Raw genomic sequence first — 22,460 nt, forward strand, 5'->3', positions numbered from 1 at the left:
AGATATTAGAAAAGGGGGGATGAAATGAGCCAATTTAACGACTTAATTACGCCAGTAGACTGCATCGTCACCGAGGATACGAGATTATCTGAAGCAATCAGTCTGATGAACAGTAAGAAGTGGAACCTGCTCCCGGTTACAAATACAAACAGAAAACTGGTTGGCGTTTTTACGCGGAGCGGTTTATTTCAAATGATCATGGACAGGAAGCCCTTAACCACCCCTATCAAATCATATATGAAAGAACATGTTGAAACGCTGCCAATTGACACTCCCTATGAAAATATTGAAATGATTGTGAAAAACAGTCCGGTGGGTACCGGTGTGGTCATTGATGAGCACCACCATGTCGTTGGAATCCTCACGAAAACAGATATGGTCATGTCCCTCCTGCAAACATCACAAGAATTAAAAACAGTAAAAATCTTAAAAAGAACTTTAGAAACGGCATTAGACCATGCCTATGACGGAATTGTTATGACAGACGAAAAGAAAAACATCCAGATGGTCAGTCCTCCCCTGCTCGAATTATTTAATCTTCAACCAGAATCCGTTCTTTCCAAACCGGTTATGAAAGTATTGCCGGACCTTCATCTAAACAACGTGTATCAATCAGCAACAGCCGAGATTAGCGGTTTCCTTGAAATTAATGGGATTAAATACATAGTCCACCGAATTCCTATCTTAGAGGATGGAAAAGTCATCGGAGCGATTGGAAAAATAGTGTTCCGACAATTAAACGAGGTCAGTGAGTTATTTAAAAAACTGCAGAAGGCTGAGAATAAGGCGAGCTTTTATCACCAGCAATTCCAAAAATCAGCGTCTGCCAGGTTTACTTGGGAGCATCTATTTACAGTTGACCCATATATGGAAAAGTTGAAAAAAAGTGCAGCCAAAGCAGCAAAAGGCAGGTCTACTATTCTGATCCGCGGTGAAAGTGGCACAGGGAAAGAATTATTTGCTCAAGCAATTCATAATAGTAGTGGAAGAAGTACAGGAAAATTTATAGTCGTGAATTGTGCTGCAATCCCGGAGGATTTGTTAGAATCAGAGTTTTTTGGCTATGACGAAGGGGCCTTTACGGGTGCAAGGCAAAAAGGCAAACTTGGAAAATTTGATTTGGCTAATGGTGGGACGCTCTTCCTTGATGAGATAGGAGATATGTCCCTTTCATTACAAGCCAAACTGCTGCGTGTGCTTCAAGAAAGAGAATTCTACCGAGTCGGCGGAACGGTAAGAATTCAAGTGGATGTCAGAATCGTTGCAGCTACCAATCGTAACCTTGAAGAAATGGTCAAAGAGGGCCTTTTTAGAGAGGATTTATATTATCGACTCAATGTGATTTCATTAAACGTCCCGCCACTGCGCGAACGGCTATATGATACGGATCATTTGATTAGTCAATTCATGATTGAGCTGAATCAAATTTTAGGAACCAGCATCACAGGGATTGAAGATAGAGCAAGAGAAGTGATACTAGATTATGCTTGGCCCGGAAATGTCCGCGAACTGCGGAATGTCATGGAGCGCGCGATGACTTTTGCTGAAAATGGAAAAATTAGATTTGAGGATCTCCCCGAATATATGGTGAAGCAGGTTTCTATGAGAGATATTTCTCTTCGTGTATCACTGGTCGAGAACGCGGAACTTGAGGCGATTAAAAAGGCACTGGTCCAAGTGAAGGGAAATAAGGTTAAAGCAGCTAGATTACTAGGAATCAGCCGCTCAGGTTTATATGAAAAAATCAAAAAATATAAACTGCCAACCTAAGGAGAATAGTGTCCGGAAAATGGACATTATATTGTCCTCTTTGTTTGGATGGAATACAGTTTGTTATTTTAGTGCAGATGTATTTTCAGGGCTGATAGACTTTAGAATGATTTTCCGTATAGTGGCATAAAAATTGCATTAAAATTGGGGAAGTCTTGTTTTGGGGGAGGATACTTTCTATGAATATTGGAAGTCTATTAGCGCAAAATGCCCGTAAGTTCCCTGAATTACTAGCCATTGAATGCGAAGGACGAATCTATACGTATCGCCAATTTAATGAAGAAGTTAACAAACTCGCAAACGGCCTATTACAGCAGGGTGTGAAAAAAGGTGACAAGCTAGCATTGATGATGAAGAACTCGGATCACTTTGTCTTTACCTTTTTTGCAGCTGCTAAAATTGGTGCGATTGCCGTACCGGTTAATTTCCGCCTATCTGCTTCAGAGGTTCACTATATTTTAGATCAATCGGATACGGCTTTTGTTGTGTGTGATAAAGAATTCGAGCAAATTATTGTTTCTGCTAAACAGGGAACAGATGTCCGCTTCGTCATTACCGTTGGGGAACCTGACACAACAGGACACTACTCATATGAAGGGATTTTATCGGATAACCTGGCGGAACCTGATGTGGAGGTGTCTGAGCAGGATGATTTAGAAATCCTATATACATCCGGGACAACAGGACGTCCGAAGGGAGCGCTGTTTGATCATAGTCAAATTTTTAAAGTAGGAATTGCTGTCGTCATTAATATGGGGATTCGGCAGCATGAACGAATTCTCCACCTTGCACCGCTGTTTCACTCAGCTCAATTGAACTTGTTTCTTATTTCTGGTGTTGCACTAGGTGCGACACATATCATTCATCGCGACTTTCATCCAGTTAAAGCGCTCCAAGCGATTCAAGAGCATAAAATTACCCACCTTTTTGCGGTTCCAGCCATGTATAACTTTCTACTCCAAGTTCCTAATGCGGCAGATTATGATTTATCTTCTATTAAAAGAGTTGGATACGGGGCAGCCCCAATGGCACCCGAGCCTGTCAAAAAGAGTATTCAGCTCTTTAAAACAGATCAGTTCTATAACCTTTGCGGCCTAACCGAAGCAGGTCCAGGCGGAATTCTCCTTGATCCAGAAGGACATAAACATCATCTCGGCAAGGGCGGGAAACCCATTTTCTTAACGGAAACAAGGGTGGTCAATGAAGAAGGCAATGATGTGTTGCCTGGAGTGATTGGTGAATTTATTGTCCGCAGTGACATGGTGATGAAGGCGTATTATAAAAAGCCGGAGGAAACGAAGAGCACCTTAAAAAATGGCTGGCTCTATACCGGTGACTTAGCGACGATTGATGAAGAAGGCTATATCACGCTAGTCGATCGGAAAAAAGATATGATTATCTCGGGCGGAGAAAATGTGTATTCCGTAGAGGTTGAAGGAGTTCTTTTTGAACATCCGAATGTCCTCGATGCAGCCATTATAGGTTTGCCGGATGAGGTCTGGGGAGAGGCAGTTTGTGCGATCATTGTGCCAAAGGAAGGTGCGGTGATCGATGAGTTGGAATTGAAGAATTTCTGCCGGGAGAAGCTAGCGGGCTATAAGGTTCCAAGGAGGATTTTTATCGAAGGGCAGCTTCCGAGGAACGCTTCCGGGAAAGTACTGAAATATCAACTGCGTGAGAAGATGCGAAATGTAACCATTTAGAGATGTGGTTGGAATATTTTTACAACAATTTTATGAAAACAGCTGTGATTTGTAAAATAAATCCATCATACTTTTGTGGAAGAACTCGTCGTACTTTTAAAAAATGTAACCGTTACCAAGTTGAAAGAGAGGTACTTGTGAATGAAACATCCCTATTTAAATGAAGATCATGAAATTTTTCGTAAGTCATTACGCAAGTTTTTGGACAAAGAAGCATATCCCTTTTATGAGCAGTGGGAGGAGGACCGGATAATTCCGCGCTCCTTCTGGAAAAAGATGGGCGAACAGGGTTTCCTTTGTCCAGATATCGATGAGAAATACGGTGGGAGCGAGGTCGATTGGGGATTTGCCGTAGTCATTAATGAAGAGCTGGAACGAGTCGGCTCAGGTTTAGTGGGGATTGGCCTCCACAATGATATTGTTGTTCCTTACATCACCGCTTATGGGACAGAAGAGCAAAAACAGCGCTGGCTGCCAAAGTGTGTTACAGGAGAAATCATTACCGCAATTGCGATGACGGAACCGGGTACAGGCTCAGACCTTGCCAATATTAAAACAACGGCAAAGTTGGATGGTGACCACTATATCGTTAATGGCCAAAAGACGTTCATTACGAATGGGATTCAGTCGGACCTTATTGTTGTGGCAGTCAAAACGAACTTGAATGCCGTTCCAAAGCATAAAGGGGTCAGCCTCCTCGTCATTGAAAGAGATGCGCCCGGTTTTTCACGAGGGAGAAAGCTAAACAAAGTCGGCCTCCATTGCCAGGATACGGCGGAATTGATTTTTGAAGATTGCCGAGTGCCGAAGGAGAACCTGCTTGGGGAGGAAGGCAAAGGGTTTCTTTATTTAATGGAAAAACTCCAACAGGAACGCCTTCTTGTTGCGATTGGAGCTCAAACGGCCTCAGAAGTGATGCTCAAAATGACAATGGACTATGTAAAATCAAGAGAAGCGTTCGGAAAACCAGTCAGCCAGTTCCAAAACACCCAGTTTAAAATTGTGGAAATGGCTACAGATATTGAAATGGGCAGAGCCTTTTTGGACCAATTAATTGCCGAACATATTGAAGGGAAAAACGTCGTAACGAAGGTCTCGATGGCGAAATGGAAGCTGACTGATATCGCGAAGAAGATTGCCGCAGAATGTATGCAGCTCCATGGTGGCTATGGATATATGGAAGAATACGAGATTGCGAGAAGATTCCGTGATATTCCGGTTTCCAGCATTTACGCAGGCACCAACGAAATAATGAAAACAATCATTGCGAAAAATCTAGGATTATAGAAAGGAAGATGTTTATGCGTGAAGTAGTAATTGTTGAAGCTGTACGTACACCAGTGGGAAGAAGAAATGGCGTGCTGAAAGATATCCGTCCCGATGATTTGTCAGCGCTCACATTAAAGGAACTAGTCAGTCGAGCAGGGATTGACCCAGCGCTTGTGGAGGATGTCATTTGGGGTTGTGTGACCCAGGCGAGTGAGCAAGCAGGCGACATTGCTAGAGTAGCAGCATTAATTGCTGGCTTCCCAATCGAGGTTCCAGGGACAACGATTGACCGTCAATGTGGTTCAAGTCAACAAGCAGTGCATTTCGCTGCTCAAGCCATTCTTGCAGGTGATATGGACGTAGTGATTGCCGGCGGTGTTGAAAGCATGTCCCGTGTTCCGATGGGTTCCAACTACAAAGGGGCCGAGGAACCATTTAGTCCTAATTTAAGGTCAAAGTACGAAATGATTCATCAGGGACTGTCAGCCGAGCGGATTGCTAAAAACTATGGATTTACCCGTGAAGAACTTGATCAATTTTCCCTTGAAAGTCATCAAAAAGCACTAAAGGCACAGGAAGAAGGTTATTTTGCAAAAGAAATTTTCCCACTTGAGGTAAGGCTTCCAGACGGTACAATGACTATCGTCAAGGATGATTCCGGTCCAAGAAAAGGAACATCTTTAGAAGCCTTGGCTGGCCTCCGCACGTCCTTTAAAGAAGATGGTGTGATTCATGCCGGAAATTCCAGTCAAATAAGTGATGGGGCTGCTGCCTTATTACTAATGTCCCGCGAAAAAGCAGAAGAGCTTGGTTTGAAACCGCGCTTCCGTGTCCACACACGCGTGGTGGTAGGCTCAGATCCAACTTTGATGCTGACGGGGCCAATCCCAGCAACTCAAATGGCACTGAAAAAGTCTGGCTTATCGATTGATGAAATTGATGTGTTTGAAGTCAATGAAGCTTTCGCCTCTGTCCCGCTTGCCTGGCTGAAAGAGACGGGTGCCAATCCTGCAAAGTTAAATCCAAATGGCGGAGCGATTGCCCTTGGTCATCCGCTAGGCGGCAGTGGTGCGCGTCTAATGGTGACGATGATGCATGAGTTGGAGCGGACTGGCGGACGTTACGGATTACAAACGATATGCGAAGGTCATGGCATGGCAAATGCAACGATCATTGAACGTTTAGATTAACAGAGTTATTTAGATTCGCTGATAAACCACTCAAATTCGCCAATAGACCATCCATATTCGCCAATAGACCGCAGGAATTCGCTGATAGACCACTCAAATTCGCTGATAGACCACCAAAATTCGCCGATAAACCTGCAAAACATACGAAAGACAAAATAAGTTTCAGTAATGGAGGCGATTCAATGACGACAACGATTGGAAAAATCTTTGATTTAACGGTAAAAAAGTATCCGAACAAACAAGCGATTTACGATGTCAGAAAAAATGTCCGCTACACCTATAAGGAATGGAGCGAGCAGGTGAATCGTCTCGCCAACGCCCTCCTGAAAGAAGGTGTGCAAAAAGGCGACCGTGTTTCCACCTTCATGTTTAACACTGAAGAATTGGGAACAACCTTTTTCGCCTGTGCGAAAATCGGTGCGATATTCAATCCAATTAATTTTAGGTTAACGCCTGAAGAAGTTGCCTATATTCTTTCTGATGCCACCCCGAAGGTTGTTCTTTTTGAAAAAGCTTTAGAACCTGTTATTTCAGCAATTGCTAATCGTTTTGACAAGACCACCTTCTGGTTCATTGATGATGAAGCGCCCGCGTATACGGCTAGCTATCAGGAAAAACTGGCAGCTTCATCAACCAAGGATGTCAAGGCGGACGTAAAGGAAACCGATCTATATGCATTTATCTATACCAGCGGGACAACGGGGAGGCCGAAAGGAGTTATGCACACCCACCGCAATATGGTGGACCAAAGTGTTTTCTGCATTGCCTCTTGCAAACTTAATGCAGAAGATGTTGGACTAGTAACTGCACCCATGTTCCATTGCGCGGAACTCCATTGTGCCTTTCTGCCAAGGATTCATGCAGGGGCAAGTAATGTCATTTTGCACCAATTCAATCCAAAATCGATCCTCCAGTTAATTGAACAAGAGAAAATTTCAAAATTCTTTGCGGCACCAACGATGTGGAATATGCTCCTTCAAGATGACCTAAGCAAGTATGACTTATCCAGCCTACAGCTTGGTCTATATGGTGCGGCACCTATGGCCCCATCACTTGTTCATGCGCTCCATGACAACCTGGGAATTTCGCTCGTTCAAGCCTATGGAATGACAGAAATGGGTCCGGCGATTACCTTCCTATCGGAGACGGACCAACTAAGGAAAGCAGGTTCTGCAGGGCAGGCTGCCCTAAGCCATGATATTCGGGTCGTCCGCACGAGAGAAGACGGTCCATCAGATCCTGATGATGTCGTTCCAGTCGGTGAAACCGGTGAGATTATTGTGCAAGGGCCATGTATGATGGTTGGTTATTTCAACCGTGAGGAAGCAACCACAAAAGCTTTATATAAAGGGTGGTACCATTCGGGAGATATCGGTTATCTCGATGACGAGGGCTATCTTTATGTCAACGACCGTGTCGATGACATGATTATCAGTGGCGGTGAAAATATCTATCCAAGGGAAGTTGAAGATCTCTTGCATGCCCACTCAGGTGTCCTTGATGTAGCAGTAGTTGGTCAGCCAGATGATCGCTGGGGTGAGACTGTTTCAGCATTTGTAGTTAAAAAGGATCCGAATGTAACGGAGGAGGAACTTGATAACCACTGTAAAAACAGCAATCAGCTTGCCACTTACAAACGCCCGCGGAAATACATTTTCTGTGATGCACTGCCTCGGAATGCCAGTGGAAAAATCATGAAGTTTGTCTTGAGAAAACAACTGGAGGAGCTATTTACCCCAGGTACGACAAATTCGTAAAAGAGGGTCCTGACTATGTTAAAAGGTATAAAAGTCATTGATTTTACCAACTATTTGCCTGGTCCTTTCGCAACCTTACGACTTGCAGAACTAGGTGCAGAAATTATTAAGGTGGAGCCGCCTGAAGGGGATCCCGCCCGGCATATGGGGATTTCCGAACAGGGGAATGGCCTGGTTTTTCTTGCAAACAACCGTCAGAAAAAGAGCATTAGCCTTAACTTAAAGGAGAAGGAAGGTTACGACACCGCGCTTAAATTAATTGCAAATGCAGATGTCATTATTGAAAGCTTTAGACCAGGTGTCATGGAGAAGCTCGGTTTAGGATATGAGACCGTTCGAACTGTAAAGCCTGATATCATCTACTGCTCGATATCAGGATATGGACAAAAGGGGTCGTTAAGTAAACTGGGGAACCATGACCTCAATTATATGGCATTAAGCGGGGTTTTAGCCCAATTCAAGGATAGAACGTGCAAACCGGTCCATCCGTCGATTACCCTTGGTGATTATATTGGTGGTTTTGCGGCTAATGAACGGATTCTTGCGGGACTCGTTTCGAGAGTACTAACAGGAAAAGGAAGCTATCATTCTATTTCCATTACTGACCAACTGGTGTCATTATTAGGCAACCATGTCATGGTTGAAAAAGAAGACGGTGAAGGAACTGGCATTAAGGTTCTTAACGGCAGCATCATTTCCTACGCCCTTTATGAAACCAGGGATGGACGCTACATGAGCCTTGGCGCACTTGAGCCAAAATTTTGGGCTAATTTTTGCCAGGCTAACGGACATGAAGATTGGTTCAGTGCGCATTTTTCTGCAACAGATGATGCTAACCCTGTTTTTCAGGAACTCACGGTACTTTTTAAAAGTAAAACTTTTTATGAATGGATTGAATTTGCGCAAAAGGTAGATTGCTGTATGGCACCAGTACTGGAGATTGGGGAATTAAGCACGAACCCCTACTTTCGAGAAAAAGAGCTTATCTTTGCTTCAACATGGGGAGACTTTCAGGTGAAAATGCACAGTGACCTAAAGCAGGAATCAATTGCACCTCCTCCTCAAAAAAATGAGCACAGGAATGAAATACTGAATAATATTTTGATATAAAAGGAAAAACTAGATTGCCGAGAATACGTGGGCAGTCTAGTTTTTTTATTAACAGACGAAATATTCAATAATATGAAAACGGTAATGTATAATAATGGTATAAATCTATTTTTAGGGGAGGAATTCCAGTATGGCCAGAACGGATTTATTTGGTTTTTTCGCGATCATTCCAATTTTATTGTATTTAGTGATTCTTGGCTTTGGCATTTATTTCATTGTAAGAACGTTAAGGTTTATGAATGAAAAAACTAAATTGGATCAACAGAGAAATGAAAAGTTGGATTTATTGATTGAAGCAATAAAAGAGAATAATAGGAATGAAAAGTAAATGAAGTAATAAGAGAAAACGCTTAGCCTAAGCGTTTTTTTATTTTATAGAATGCTCAACTAAAAGAATAAATGCCTTTTGAAAATCCAATAACAAGCAGTATAATAGAGGAAGATTATCATTAGCTTAATAGGTTATTTATGAATCGAAAGGAGGAAGTATGTTGTTTGAAAAAGCACTGCCCTTACTAGAATCCCACTTTGGTTATAGCTCCTTCAGGACAGGCCAAGAGCAGGCCATTCGTTCTGTTTTGTCCGGCGAAAACACTATTACTGTCATGCCAACGGGCGGCGGGAAATCCATTTGTTATCAAATTCCTGCACTTGTTTTGTCAGGTACCACGATTGTCATTTCCCCGCTGATTTCTTTAATGAAGGACCAGGTAGATGCCCTCATTCAAGTTGGTATTCCCGCCACATTTATCAACAGTTCGTTAAGTTACAGTGAAGCAAATAAGCGGATGCATGAAGCCATTCAGGGAAATTACAAGCTACTATATATTGCGCCGGAACGATTGGAATCACGAGATTTTATGGAAGACCTTTACAGCATGGACATCCCGCTTGTAGCTGTGGACGAGGCCCACTGTATTTCACAATGGGGCCACGATTTTCGGCCAAGCTATCGCCATATTCAACAGTTAATAAACAGCCTCCCGCAAAGGCCAATGGTCTTAGCCCTAACTGCGACTGCGACTCCAAAGGTTCGCGAGGATATTTGTAATCTCCTAGACATTAATGAAGAAAATACGATAATTACCGGATTTGAGCGGGAAAATCTGTCCTTTACCGTTATCAAGGGACAGGATCGGGACAAGTATCTAAAAGACTATCTAAAAAAGAATGAAAAAGAAGCAGGCATTATTTATGCAGCAACTAGGAAAAATGTTGACCAAATATACGAAAAATTGCTCAAAGCCAACATTAAGGCGGCTCGTTATCATGCCGGGATGGGGGATGTCGAGCGGAACAGGGAGCAAGAACGATTTTTAGAAGATAAAGCAACGGTTATGGTCGCCACTTCTGCCTTTGGGATGGGAATTGACAAATCCAATATCCGTTATGTAGTCCACTATCAGCAGCCTAAAAACATGGAGAGCTATTATCAGGAAGCGGGTCGTGCAGGCAGGGATGGTCTTAAAAGTGAATGTATTCTTCTTCATTCCTCACAGGATGTGCAAATTCAGCGCTTTCTCATAGATCAATCCAGTGACCGGAGCCGAATGACACAAGAGTTAGCAAAGCTCCAGCAAATGGTTGATTATTGCCATACGGAAAACTGTCTCCAGGAATTTATTTTAAAATACTTTGGTGAAACTGAGACTGAACCGTGCGGCAGATGCGGCAACTGCTTGGATACGAGGACAAGCATCGATGTAACGAAAGAAGCACAAATGGTGATGTCTTGTGTGATCCGGATGGGGCAGCGGTTTGGAAAAACGATCACGGCACAAGTGTTAACCGGCTCGAAAAATAAAAAAGTCACAGAAATGGGCTTCGACAGGCTTCCGACCTATGGAATCATGAAGGATAGAAGTTCAAAGGATGTTAGTGACTTTATTGAATTTCTGATATCACAGGAGTTAATTGCGATCGAACAAGGTCAATTTCCAACCCTGTTCGTTTCACCAAAAGGGAAAGATATCTTGTTAGGTAAAGAGCAGGTTCATCGCCGTGAAACGGTACAGGTTAAACAAGTATCGAAGGATGACCCATTGTTTGAAGTATTAAGAGAGGTGCGGAGGCAGATTGCTGAAACAGAAAAAGTACCTCCGTTTGTGATTTTTTCTGATGCTTCCCTAAAGGATATGTGTGCGAAACTTCCGAAGTCGACTGAAGAGTTTTTACACATCAGCGGTGTAGGAGAACTGAAGCTTAAAAAATATGGTCTTGAATTTATTCAAGCCATTCGTACCTTTTGCGAAACTAATGTAGATTATCAAAGTGAGTTGGTTCCTGTTGAGAAGACTCCAAAGAAACCTGCCAAAAAAGCCGGGGTAACCGACTCTCATTTAGAGACATTAAAATTACATCAGGGGAATTTTTCGATTGCGGAAATTGCCGAGCAGCGGGATTTGGCGGTAAGCACGGTTGAGACCCACTTACTTCAATGTGCACAACAAGGTTTAGCCGTCGATTTTAGCAAATATATTCCAGCAGAATATATGCCGCTTTTAGAAAATGCTTTGGCAGAAGCAGGACGGGACCGCCTCAAACCAATCAAGGAACTGCTTCCAGAGGAAGTAAGCTATTTTATGATCAAAGCCTATGTTTATTTTATCAGTAAAATGAAATAGGTTTTGCTAAAGAAATGCACATATTTGAGAAATATTACATTTGACTGTATTTTTAGAATATTCATAATAGTTGTCGATATCCCTGTTATCTTGTTGATATTTCCCCGGGAATTTGTCGATATCACACTTTATTAAAGAACAGAGCAGCAAATTAACTTAGCTGCCCTGTTCTTTATCATATTCAGCTAAAAATGGCTTATTGGCATAATAGTACATCATCGCCATGAAAACAGCGCCGCCAATCAGGTTGCCGATTGTCACCGGGACTAGATTGTGAATGACTCCACCCCACGAAATCGTGCCCGGATGATTTAAAACTAAGGCAATGGCAAACGTACACATATTAGCGATGCTGTGTTCATACCCGGAAATAAAGAAACAAAAGACAAATAGCATCATCGCAAACATTTTCGGTCCGTCTCCTTTTAACCCCATCGGAAGAAAAAAGGCCATGCAGACAAGCCAATTACAGAGTATGGCTCGGAAAAATAACTGTGTTATTGGCACTTGCATCTTTATTTCCACAACATGGAGTAAAAAGCCGTTAACCTCGGAACTTTCATAAAGTCCCGTAGTAAAAATAATAAAGGCAAAAACCGCCGCGCCGAGAATGTTACCTGCGTAACTGCAAATCCAAAGTTTTACAACGTCTATCCAGGTCATTTTCTTGCGCAGTGCGGCATAGGTGTAATAAAACGTATTACCGGTAAATAAATCACCACCGCCATAGGCAATTAAAATAATGGCAGCTCCGAATGTGAGCGCTGCCATCGGATAGGCAAACGGGTTATCCTTAACATAGAAGAAATTCCCCGTTTTAAATGCTACAATGACCCCAAAGCCAATAAACATACTGGCAAGCGCCGCCCGTAAAATATAACGAAGGATGCTTTGCCGAAAGATTTTCAGCTTTTTGAGGGCGAGTTTTTCGGCTTCTCCTAAAGGCTGCATTTCCATGTTAATCCCACCCACCATTCTCAATTAGATATTATCCGTTTATTTTTTATCCAAAGTGCTGTAGTTATGTATTAGTAAGTAAATTTATCATTAATCAAGCTTAGAATAATTGCATTTTTTAAAACATAAACATTTGTAATGGTTAAAAATAGCAATAACACCCATAATTCAGTTATAATGGAGAAGTTTTTTGAAGACTGATTTTAAGGAGTCATTATGTTAAAATTGAAAAAAATTACCCCTTCACATGACCCGTGGGAAGCCTATTTAGATATTGATCAATATGGAAAGCCACAGTTAACCAATATTGAATTTACCACGACGACCCTTTGTAATATGCGTTGTGAGCATTGCGCTGTAGGCTATACACTCCAAACAAAGGATCCACAGGCGCTTCCTCTTGATTTGCTCATCCAAAGATTAGAGGAAATCCCGACACTTCGATCACTTAGCATTACCGGAGGAGAACCGATGTTATCCTTATCCTCGGTAAAAGATTATGTTGTCCCCCTTTTAAGATATGCCCATGAGCGCGGTGTACGGACGCAGATTAATTCCAATTTAACACTTGATCTAGATCGTTATGGATTAATCGTGCCCTACCTAGATGTGTTACATATCTCTCATAACTGGGGGACCGTCGATGATTTTGTCGAGGGTGGCTTTGCGAGAATGGAACGGAAGCCGGAATACGATCAACGGGAAAAGTATTTTAAAAGAATGATAGAAAATAGCCGTGAACTGGTAAAAGCAGGAGTAATGGTATCTGCTGAAACGATGTTAAACAAGCGGACACTCCCCAATTTAGAGAAAATTCACCGCCAAATTGTTGATGAAATGCTATGCCAGAGACATGAAATACACCCTATGTACCCAAGCGATTTTGCTAGCAATCTCGAAACCTTATCACTTAATGAAATAAGAGAAGCGATCCATCATTTACTAGATGTCAGAGATGAAAAAGTGTGGATGCTGTTTGGCACGCTCCCATTTTATGCATGCAGCAGTGAACAGGAGGATTTAACTCTCCTTCAACGCTTATATAAAAGTAAAAATGTCACCGTCAGAAATGACCCTGATGGCCGTTCGCGACTGAATGTAAATATTTTTAACGGAGATATTATTGTGACAGATTTCGGTGATACACCACCCCTAGGGAATATTCAGACCACAAATCTGTTACATGCATATGAAACCTGGCAGTCGTCAACAATTGCAAAGGAATTAAGCTGTCATTGCCCCGCGGTTAAATGTTTAGGACCTAATATCCTTGTGAAAAACAGCTATTATCCTGATGTTGATTTCACTAAGATGAAAACTGAGCTAATCAATTTTGATTAAACCTGAGTTTTAATTTAAACTAAGTAAAAAATGTGCAGAATTATGTGTGGTGAGAAAAATGGAAAAACCAGTAGAACGTACTTATGAAATTATGGAGGTCTGCCTGCTCGCGGGCAAAATCATGCTCCAAAGCGGCGGGGAGACTTACCGGGTCGAAGATACGATGATGCGCATTGCTGCAGCCTTCGGGATAGAACGGACGCATAGCTATGTAACTCCAACCGGCATTATTTTTTCAGCAGAAGGGACAGAGCCAACAAAGACGAAGCTGATTAGAATATCGGAGCGGTCAACCGACTTGAAAAAAGTTTCAATGGTCAATAGCATCTCGAGAAGAATTACGAGTGGAGATGTGACCCTGGAAGAAGCAATGGAATATCTACAAGAAATAGATTCTTTAGATGTAACGTTCCCTTTTCGGGTCCAAGTGGCAGCTGCATCGCTCGCCAGTGGTTGTTTTATGATTATGTTTGAGGGAGGCTGGAATGATTTTATTCCAGCGATGATTTCAGGCGGAATGGGGTACCTAAGCTTTGTCTACTTCCATCGCTTTATCCCCATCAAGTTTTTCTCGGAGTTCTTAGCATCGTTTGTGATTGGATTGTTTTCTTTTTTGTTTGTGAAAATGGGAGTCGGTCAGCAATTAGATAAAATTATAATCGGATCAGTGATGACATTGGTTCCTGGTCTCTTATTGACCAATGCGATTCGAGATTTAATGGCCGGACACTTAGTTTCAGGGCTATCGAAGGGGGCGGAAGCATTTCTGACTGCTTTTGCAATTGGGGCAGGAATTGCGGTTGTCTTATCATTTTTGTAAGGGGTGGTATAATTATTATGGCAGTTCTTGCTCAGGCACTTACAAGCTTTTTGGCAACGGGGGCGTTTGGAATTCTTTTTAATGTACCAAAAGAAACATTAGTGAAGTGCGGGCTGATTGGTACAGGCGGTTGGTTAATTTATTACCTGCTAGAGGATTACTCAAATAATGCCATTTTAGCCACACTGGCAGCGACTGTTTTTATAGCTGTTCTCAGTCAGCAATTAGCAAAGTTCTATAAAACACCTGTCATTATTTTTAGCGTCGCAGGAATAATTCCACTTGTCCCTGGAGGGCTTGCCTATGATGCGATGCGAAATTTCGTTGAGAACGATTATAATTCAGCAATAGCCTTAGCTGCAAAAGTTCTGATGCTGGCAGGCTCGATTGCCTTCGGGTTAGTCTTCTCAGAGGTAATCAATCAAATCATTCGAAAAATTAACCATAATAAGGTACGAATTTAACCTACTCCCTTTAGTGAAAAAACTACTAAAGGGAATTTTTTTAAGGAAAACTTAAGCTTTAAAGATTATCATGAATTGGTAAATGGTTTCCTTTATTGTTTTTTAGTAGGGTAGTATAGTAGTATATTACTATTACTAATTGTCATTCAACAAAGTCTATAACAAGGAATGGTATGTTTATATATGAATAAAATATTAATTGCAATTACTGTTATCTTCATTATAAGTATCAGTGCCCAAACGATTTATAAGGGAAAGTTTAACTATCAAACAGTTGAAAAAGTTACTGAAGCTGCATCGTTAAAAACACGGACCATGGCTCTTTTTTCAAAAGAAGCACCGAAATTGCCTGATAGTATCAAGTTAGATGTTCCGTTAATTAATCAAATGGACGCTCCTAAACTCTACAACGGTTGTGAAATAACGAGCCTAGCGATGATTCTTAATTTTCACGGTCTAAAAGTGACGAAAAATGAGTTATCAAAAAAAGTGAAAACCGTTCCGTTAACCTATAATAACGGGAAAAAAGGTAATCCAAATGCTGGGTTTGTCGGTGATATGGCCAAAGGACCAGGACTAGGAGTTTATAATGGTCCCGTTTTTGAGGTTGCCCAAAAATACGTCGGTGACCGAGCTGTTAATTTAACCAATCATTCGTTTGATGAAATTTTAGAACAAGTAGGGCAAGGGCTTCCTGTCTGGATTATTACGACATCGAGCTTTGCACCTGTCTCTGTTTTTCAAACGTGGAATACGCCGCAGGGAAACATTGATATTACCTTTAGTGAACATAGTGTTGTGATCACGGGGTATGATGAAAAATATATCTATATTAACAATCCATACGGTGAAAAAAATCAGAAGTTAAATCGGGCTAGTTTTATTAAAGCTTGGGAGCAAATGGGGAAGCAAGCAATTGTTATTAAAAAATAAAAACGAAAAGGCCTGATTTGGAATCAGGCCTTTTCTCATCGACTTTTTAGATTCTATAAAATGGGCGAAGGCAGAGGAATAAAATATCCCTCTGCCTTCTTTGCTTAATTTATTCAAGAATTCTTATCGTAACTTGTGTGGCTGCAATTCTAGTCAGCGATCGCAAGTAAAAACTTATATAATAATCATTGTTTATAAAAACAAGTTTGCCGCGGTTATTTTTCCACCTGAAGGTTTTATACCTAAACGACGTAAGCCCTACCTCTCTTACATCCTAACGGCTCCGAAGCCGATCCAGTGTGAATAAGTTTTAATTTTAAAACATAAGCAGAATGCCAGAAAAATTCTTACTTTGCGTTATCTTCTCTTTTACAAGTTACAATTAAATATGAAGCACAAATACTAATATTACAGGACTATGAGACGTTTGTCAATAATAATAATAGTAATAATGATAATACTTTCCTCTTTAAAGGAATAACAAAAGATATAGCAGAAATATTGCATACACTAAATGAAACCGATGACTTTGAAAGATTTCACAGTCATCGGTTTTTTGTGTATGAATAAAAGCAACTTGGAAATTAATTTTATTATATTTATATAGTAGTACTTAGACTCTCCGGAAAAAGGCAATAATGAAAACACTATATTTTCCATGGGATTATCTTCAAATAATCAAAAATTTCAAAATATATTGCTTTTTTAGTAAAATGGTTATATTATTTCGATATACAATTTTATGTCGACTATTTTTTCAGAACATTCCGACATGAATTTAAGGAGGTAAGAACAATGAATTTATTTAGAAAAAAGTCAATCCAGGATCTTTTACAAGAGGCTGGTCAAAAAGATATAGTCTTAAAGAAAGACTTAGGGGCTTTTGATTTATCCATGCTGGGAATTGGCGCTATTATAGGAACAGGAATATTTGTATTAACAGGGGTTGCTGCTGCAGAGCATGCAGGGCCAGCACTTATTTTATCCTTCATTATATCAGGATTCGCATGTGCATTCGCTGCCCTTTGTTATGCGGAATTTGCTTCTACTGTTCCAGTATCAGGTAGTGCGTATACGTATAGTTACGCGACCTTTGGGGAGTTAATTGCCTGGATATTGGGTTGGGATTTAATCCTCGAATACGGGTTCGCATCATCTGCTGTTGCTAGTGGCTGGTCCGGGTATTTACAAGGACTACTCGCTGGCTTTGGTATTCATTTTCCGAAGGCAATAACAAGTGCATATGATCCGGCAAACGGAACATATATCGATGTACCGGCTGTACTTATCATAGTAATTATCACCTTACTCTTAACTCAGGGTGTGAAGAAATCTGCTCGCTTTAACACGATTATGGTAATTATTAAGTTAGCCATTGTTTTGTTATTTATCGGTGTTGGTGCTTGGTATGTAAAGCCATCCAACTGGACACCATTCATGCCGTTTGGATTTTCAGGTGTAACAGCCGGTGCGGCGACGGTATTCTTTGCTTATATTGGCTTTGATGCCGTATCAACTGCTGCGGAAGAAGTGAAAAATCCGCAAAAGAATATGCCAATTGGTATTATCGTCTCTTTACTAGTATGTACGGTGTTATATATTGCTGTCTCTGCTATTCTAACAGGAATCGTTCCTTACCAAGAGCTAGGCGTAAAAAACCCAGTGGCATTTGCTCTTAATTATATTCATCAGGATTGGGTGGCCGGCTTTATCTCGCTTGGCGCGATTGCAGGAATCACCACAGTATTATTAGTTCTTCTTTATGGACAATCTCGTTTATTTTATGCAATTAGCCGTGATGGCCTTTTGCCAAAGGTATTTTCAAAAGTAGATAAGAATAAGCAGACACCTATGACAAATTCATGGATTATTTGTTTACTTGTATCGATTTTTGCAGGTTTAGTTCCTTTAAACAAACTTGCGGAACTAACAAATATCGGAACACTCTTTGCCTTTATGACGGTTTCAGTGGGGATTTTATATCTTCGCAAAAATAAACAAGCACCGAAAACAGGCTTCCGGGTTCCATTTGTTCCTTATATTCCAATTCTTGCTTTTGTGTTCTGTGGGTATTTAATTGTTCAGTTACCAAAAACAACGTGGATTAGCTTCGGAGTGTGGCTTGTGATCGGACTATTCGTCTATTTCGGATATGGTCGGAAGCATTCAACCTTGAATAAAACAGTGGATCCATTGAAAAAAAGTTAGCTAAATTCAACAAAAAGGAGCCTACCTAGAGTAAGCTCCTTTTTGTTGGATTTTTATCGAAATATGTCGAAATTCATTGTTTTTACAAATAAAATGTAATTTAAATTGAGGAAAAATGTTAGAATAGGAAACGGACTAATTAACTACTTTTTCGAAGAAACATGATTGAGGTGTAACTATCATGAAAGATAAACACAATACGAAACTTAAATTAATATTTGAAGAGAAAAGGGCGATTAATTTATTTCTATGGCTATTTTATAGCTTTTTTATTATCTTTGATATTTTTTATTATTATGTTTTACCTAAATATACATCTTATGGGCAAATGGGGATTCCTAAGGAGGGACTTAATTATTGGCAATTTATATTAGTGTTTAGTATGTTGCCAATTTCAATTTATAAAATTAAAAAAGGTAATCCATATCCTGTTAAATACTTTTTACTAGTGAGCTATATCCTCATTGATGTTATTGATAACTTAATGATTTATTTTGGAAATTCAACTAAATTTGCATCGGGTAATATAGTAGAGCTGGTTTTAATATTTTTTTCACCAGTATTTGTGAATAAAAAATACTTTTGGTCTGTATCGTTGGGTATTATTGGAAAATACATTTTTTTAGGAGTGGTCCTAAAAACCACTGATGTTTTACCACCAACAGTTATAACCGCAATTCTATCTGCAATTGCATATATTCTATTAATACGATTTTATTCTTATATTAATACGTTAACTTCAGTTTATGAGGAGCTGCGTCAAAAAGAGAAGCTTGCAGTTATTGGTCGAATGTCTGCAGCAATTGGTCATGAAATCCGTAATCCCTTATCGTCATTAAGGGGTTTTACACAGCTGCAGCAGGAAAGATACCCAAACACAAATGATTTCTATCCAATCATGATTCAGGAAATCGATCGGATTAATTCCATAGTTAATGACCTGATGTATATTGGTAAACCAAGGGTAATCCATTATGAGAAAGCCAGTATTGAAGAAATAATTGCTTATACATTATCGATTACGCAACAACAAGCTGAGAGACAAGGAGTTACTGTTGAAACAATAATGGCTGGACCATTACCACCCTTCGATTGTGATGAAAAACAATTAAAGCAAGTGTTTATTAATTTGATAAAAAATGCCATTGAAGCTATGACAGAGGGTGGCAAGATAGAAATACGTGTTAAAGTAATAGAAAAGGATAAAATGTCCGTTTCCATTCTGGATGAAGGAGGCGGAATTGCTGATGAGAACATCCTTAATCTTGGAGAACCGTTTTTTACTACGAAAAAAGATGGAACCGGTTTAGGGTTAATGGTTACGAATCAGATTATAAAAGACCATCTAGGCGAATTAAACATTGATAGTATCCTTGAAAAAGGAACTAGAATAGAGGTAGTTTTACCTATCAAACACAAATAAAGTCATCATTTTTATGAAAAAAAAGTGAAAAATCTACAATATTGCTTAAAATATTTATATTTTATACATAAATCATTCTTGTTTTCTCTATTTCTATTAAAACAAATGATTTATAATTAAAAGAAAAGTGCTGAATAAGCTTTTTTGTAGGATTATTTGTCAGAAAAATAATGATGTTGTCGATAAAAAGTAATCTTATTCGTTACGTGAGGGAAGTACTTATGAAAAAACAAACAATAGATTCTAATATTAGAAATGAAGAAGGCAGAACAGTTAAGTGGTTTTTAGTTCTATTTTATATTATCTATATTGCGTTCGATGTATCCTATAGTTTTATTGCTAAGTACACGCCTAAATTGAAAATTGAAGCTGATGATATATTGGGTTCTTGGATTTACCTGATAATGTTTGCGTTAATCCCAATAGCAATTTATTTAAATAAGAAGGAAAAGTATTATCTAATTAAATACATATATTTTATCTGTTACACATCTTTAATGACCATAAATGAGATAATCTCTTATTATGGTAAGCCAGAACTTTATAAGAGCGGAAATGCGGTCGAAATCTTTTGGTTGTTATTATCACCTATATTTGTTAATACTCCTTTTTTAAAAGTTGTTTCATTTGGTTTATTGTTGAAATACATTTTGGTAGGAATAGTTATTAGAACTCCAAATGTACTAATTGGAATATTATTGTTAGCAATTCTATCAGTCTTTTCATTTATCCTTTTAAACCGATTTCAATCATACGTAAAGGCGATAAAAACGTCATTTGACTATCAACTTGTTGGCCTTGTTAAAGGTGTAATAGCTACGCTTGAGCTTAAGGATCCGTACACAAGAGGGCACAGTGAGAGAGTTGCAAGTTATGCTTTAGTGCTGGCTAAACATTGTAATAGATTCAATGATGAAGAGTTAAAGTCCTTTAATTTTGCTTGTTTACTTCATGATATTGGAAAAATTAATATTCCTGATCAAATTTTGATGAAACCAACAAGTTTGACAAACGAGGAATATGAAGTAATAAAGTCTCACACTATTGTTGGTGCAGAGGCTGTATCAAATGTTGTGGGATTAAGTAATAATATTGAGGTAATTCGCTCTCATCATGAACGATGGGATGGAAAAGGATATCCTGATAAATTAAAAGGTAATGAAATACCATATCTTGCTAGGGTGGCTGCAATTGCTGATGCATTTGATGCTATGACGTCAACAAGATCTTATCGATCTGCATTAACTGTTGAAGCTGCATATGAGCGGATTTTAGATGGCAAAGGTACGCAGTTTGATCCTGAATTAGTAGATGAATTTAAAAAAGTACTTCCAAAATGGAGGGAAATTCATAATAATTTTGATGAAAACACTGTAGTGGCAAATGCAAATATTATAGAAGCTTCTAAATAATTTTTAGGAGGTGATACCTTGAAAATCCGTAAATTAAAAAAAGTTAAAGCAACTGTTTTTTCGTGTTGGTGGTGTGGGTGGTTGTAAAACATTGCAGAAGGGGATGCTAGCAACTTGCGATGCATCCTTCTTTATATTTAGATTGCAAGTTAAAGGGTGTAATAATGAAGCTAACACTAAATAATACTCTCTCGTTAGTTCCTATCGAGATTCGAAAAGATAAAAGAAATTTTATTGTTGAAGATAAAATTTCAGGAGAATTTTTTGAGATGCCTGAAATTTGTATTGAAGCAATCCGTATGATTAATAATGGAAAACCATTAGGGGAGATAGAGCTACATCTTAAAAAAAAATACCCGAATGATGAAGTTAACCTAATTGATTTTGCTGAACAGCTTTTTGAGTTAGCGCTTATAGCTGAAATTGATGGCAGTAAGATTGAGGTTAAGGGAGAGAAAAAAGAAAAATTGGGCTTTTTATGGATTTCGCCAAAGATCGGGAAATTTTTCTTTAATAAGTTTGCTTTCCTTATTTACTTGACTTTATTGCTAGTCAATGTAGTCATCCTTCTATCCCATCCAAGTTTATTTCCGCATTATAAGGATTTGTTTGTGTTTGATTTAATGATTTTGAATATCCTTACCTGGTTAGGAATTACTACCGTGCTTGTCTTGATTCATGAGTTGGGGCACATATTGGCGATGCGGGCTCAGAATCTTCCAACTAAATTGGAGGTCGGGCATCGTTTAATTCTTGTTGTCCTTGAGACTGATATGTCAACGGTTTGGAAACTTCCTGCAAAAAAAAGGAATGTATTGTTTTTAGCGGGTCTTTGCTTTGATACACTTATCCTGTCAATCGCATTAATTAGCCAATTAATTTTCGCGAATGGATCAGAAATATTCTTGGGTATTATGAGTGTAATGGTCCTAGATACATTTCTTCGAATAGTTTACCAATGCTTCATATATATGAAAACCGATTTATATTACGTTTTTGAAAATGTGACTGGCTGCTATAATTTAATGGAAAATGCTCAGCAGGCAATAAAGGAGAAGATTTCATTTCTGAAGGTATCATCAATTAAAGAGGTGACCTTCGACGGAGAAAGAAGAATTGTTATCCTTTATTCAGTCTTTTACTCTATCGGAGTTGCTTTAACCGTTAGCTTATATACATTCTTTTATGTCCCGCAGGTATTATTTGCATGGGAAAAAGTTCTTCCCGGTTTTTCTAAAGGGCCGACCTCTCTTCCGTTTTGGGATGCAATCCTTTTTACCCTGCAAATACTAATTGGTTTATTGCTTCTTCTATATTCATGGCGAAAAAAGTACACTCAAAATTAGTTCCCAAAACTAATTGTGACAGACATTTGTCTAAAATAACATTTCTAAGGGTTTTTCTCCCCCATGATAGGGGAACTCCCTGATATTTATAACACCACCATTTTTCTTACAATTAGAGTAAGAAAAACGGTGG

Annotated in this window: 17 protein-coding genes; 16 read left to right on the forward strand and 1 reads right to left on the reverse strand. The window is 39.5% G+C overall.

The annotated features are described in order from the left end of the window. Window positions 1–24 precede the first annotated feature (24 nt). The 8 genes from BDR01S_RS13460 (at window position 25) to recQ (ending at window position 11,423) form a co-directional block, all read left to right on the forward strand. A complete protein-coding gene (locus BDR01S_RS13460; protein ID WP_066251119.1) occupies window positions 25–1,770 on the forward strand; it encodes a sigma-54-dependent Fis family transcriptional regulator in 1,746 nt (581 codons plus the stop codon). A gap of 179 nt (window positions 1,771–1,949) precedes the next feature. Further along, window positions 1,950–3,473 (forward strand): long-chain-fatty-acid--CoA ligase, encoded by a 1,524-nt coding sequence (locus tag BDR01S_RS13465; RefSeq protein ID WP_066251122.1) that lies wholly within the window; start codon window positions 1,950–1,952, stop codon window positions 3,471–3,473. A 141-nt stretch (window positions 3,474–3,614) separates the two neighbouring features. After that, window positions 3,615–4,760, forward strand: a complete 1,146-nt coding sequence (locus BDR01S_RS13470) for an acyl-CoA dehydrogenase family protein (protein ID WP_066251126.1) — start codon at window positions 3,615–3,617, stop codon at window positions 4,758–4,760. A 14-nt stretch (window positions 4,761–4,774) separates the two neighbouring features. Next, a complete protein-coding gene (locus BDR01S_RS13475) occupies window positions 4,775–5,932 on the forward strand; it encodes a thiolase family protein (protein ID WP_066251128.1) in 1,158 nt (385 codons plus the stop codon). A gap of 182 nt (window positions 5,933–6,114) precedes the next feature. After that, window positions 6,115–7,689, forward strand: a complete 1,575-nt coding sequence (locus BDR01S_RS13480) for a fatty acid--CoA ligase (RefSeq protein ID WP_066251131.1) — start codon at window positions 6,115–6,117, stop codon at window positions 7,687–7,689. Window positions 7,690–7,704: 15 nt separating this feature from the next. Next, window positions 7,705–8,799, forward strand: a complete 1,095-nt coding sequence (locus BDR01S_RS13485; RefSeq protein WP_066251134.1) for a CaiB/BaiF CoA transferase family protein — start codon at window positions 7,705–7,707, stop codon at window positions 8,797–8,799. 130 nt (window positions 8,800–8,929) lie between these two features. Further along, entirely contained in the window at window positions 8,930–9,127 is a 198-nt protein-coding gene (locus BDR01S_RS13490) for a hypothetical protein (RefSeq protein WP_066251138.1), read from the forward strand. Between the two features lie 163 nt (window positions 9,128–9,290). Further along, the gene (gene recQ, locus BDR01S_RS13495; RefSeq protein WP_066251140.1) at window positions 9,291–11,423 is read left to right on the forward strand and encodes a DNA helicase RecQ; all 2,133 of its coding nucleotides are present in this window, start codon (window positions 9,291–9,293) and stop codon (window positions 11,421–11,423) included. A gap of 156 nt (window positions 11,424–11,579) precedes the next feature. Here the strand turns inward: recQ and BDR01S_RS13500 are convergent, their stop codons facing one another. Beyond that, on the reverse strand, window positions 11,580–12,380 hold the full coding sequence (locus BDR01S_RS13500) for a formate/nitrite transporter family protein (protein WP_066251143.1): 801 nt from the start codon (window positions 12,378–12,380) through the stop codon (window positions 11,580–11,582). A gap of 216 nt (window positions 12,381–12,596) precedes the next feature. Here BDR01S_RS13500 and yfkAB point away from each other — a divergent pair, with 216 nt between their 5' ends. The 8 genes from yfkAB to BDR01S_RS13540 all read left to right on the forward strand — a co-directional run bounded on the left by yfkAB (window position 12,597) and on the right by BDR01S_RS13540 (window position 22,327). Then, on the forward strand, window positions 12,597–13,721 hold the full coding sequence (gene yfkAB / locus BDR01S_RS13505) for a radical SAM/CxCxxxxC motif protein YfkAB (protein WP_066251145.1): 1,125 nt from the start codon (window positions 12,597–12,599) through the stop codon (window positions 13,719–13,721). Window positions 13,722–13,779: 58 nt separating this feature from the next. Further along, window positions 13,780–14,541 (forward strand): threonine/serine exporter family protein, encoded by a 762-nt coding sequence (locus tag BDR01S_RS13510; RefSeq protein WP_066251148.1) that lies wholly within the window; start codon window positions 13,780–13,782, stop codon window positions 14,539–14,541. A gap of 17 nt (window positions 14,542–14,558) precedes the next feature. After that, window positions 14,559–15,005, forward strand: a complete 447-nt coding sequence (locus BDR01S_RS13515) for a threonine/serine exporter family protein (protein WP_066251150.1) — start codon at window positions 14,559–14,561, stop codon at window positions 15,003–15,005. Window positions 15,006–15,320: 315 nt separating this feature from the next. Then, window positions 15,321–15,938, forward strand: coding sequence for a C39 family peptidase (locus BDR01S_RS13520; protein ID WP_418303037.1), 618 nt, complete (start codon window positions 15,321–15,323; stop codon window positions 15,936–15,938). A gap of 795 nt (window positions 15,939–16,733) precedes the next feature. Then, entirely contained in the window at window positions 16,734–18,146 is a 1,413-nt protein-coding gene (gene bcaP / locus BDR01S_RS13525) for a branched-chain amino acid transporter BcaP (RefSeq protein WP_066251155.1), read from the forward strand. Window positions 18,147–18,327: 181 nt separating this feature from the next. Further along, complete coding sequence (locus tag BDR01S_RS13530) at window positions 18,328–19,569, forward strand: ATP-binding protein (RefSeq protein ID WP_066251158.1); 1,242 nt, start codon at window positions 18,328–18,330, stop codon at window positions 19,567–19,569. A 221-nt stretch (window positions 19,570–19,790) separates the two neighbouring features. Continuing rightward, window positions 19,791–20,981: an HD-GYP domain-containing protein gene (locus BDR01S_RS13535; protein ID WP_066251159.1), complete on the forward strand. Its 1,191-nt coding sequence runs from the start codon at window positions 19,791–19,793 to the stop codon at window positions 20,979–20,981. A 164-nt stretch (window positions 20,982–21,145) separates the two neighbouring features. Next, window positions 21,146–22,327 (forward strand): hypothetical protein, encoded by a 1,182-nt coding sequence (locus tag BDR01S_RS13540; protein WP_066251161.1) that lies wholly within the window; start codon window positions 21,146–21,148, stop codon window positions 22,325–22,327. Window positions 22,328–22,460 lie beyond the last annotated feature (133 nt).

It is taken from the genome of Neobacillus drentensis NBRC 102427, assembly GCF_001591445.1.
Taxonomy (GTDB): domain Bacteria; phylum Bacillota; class Bacilli; order Bacillales; family Cytobacillaceae; genus Neobacillus; species Neobacillus drentensis.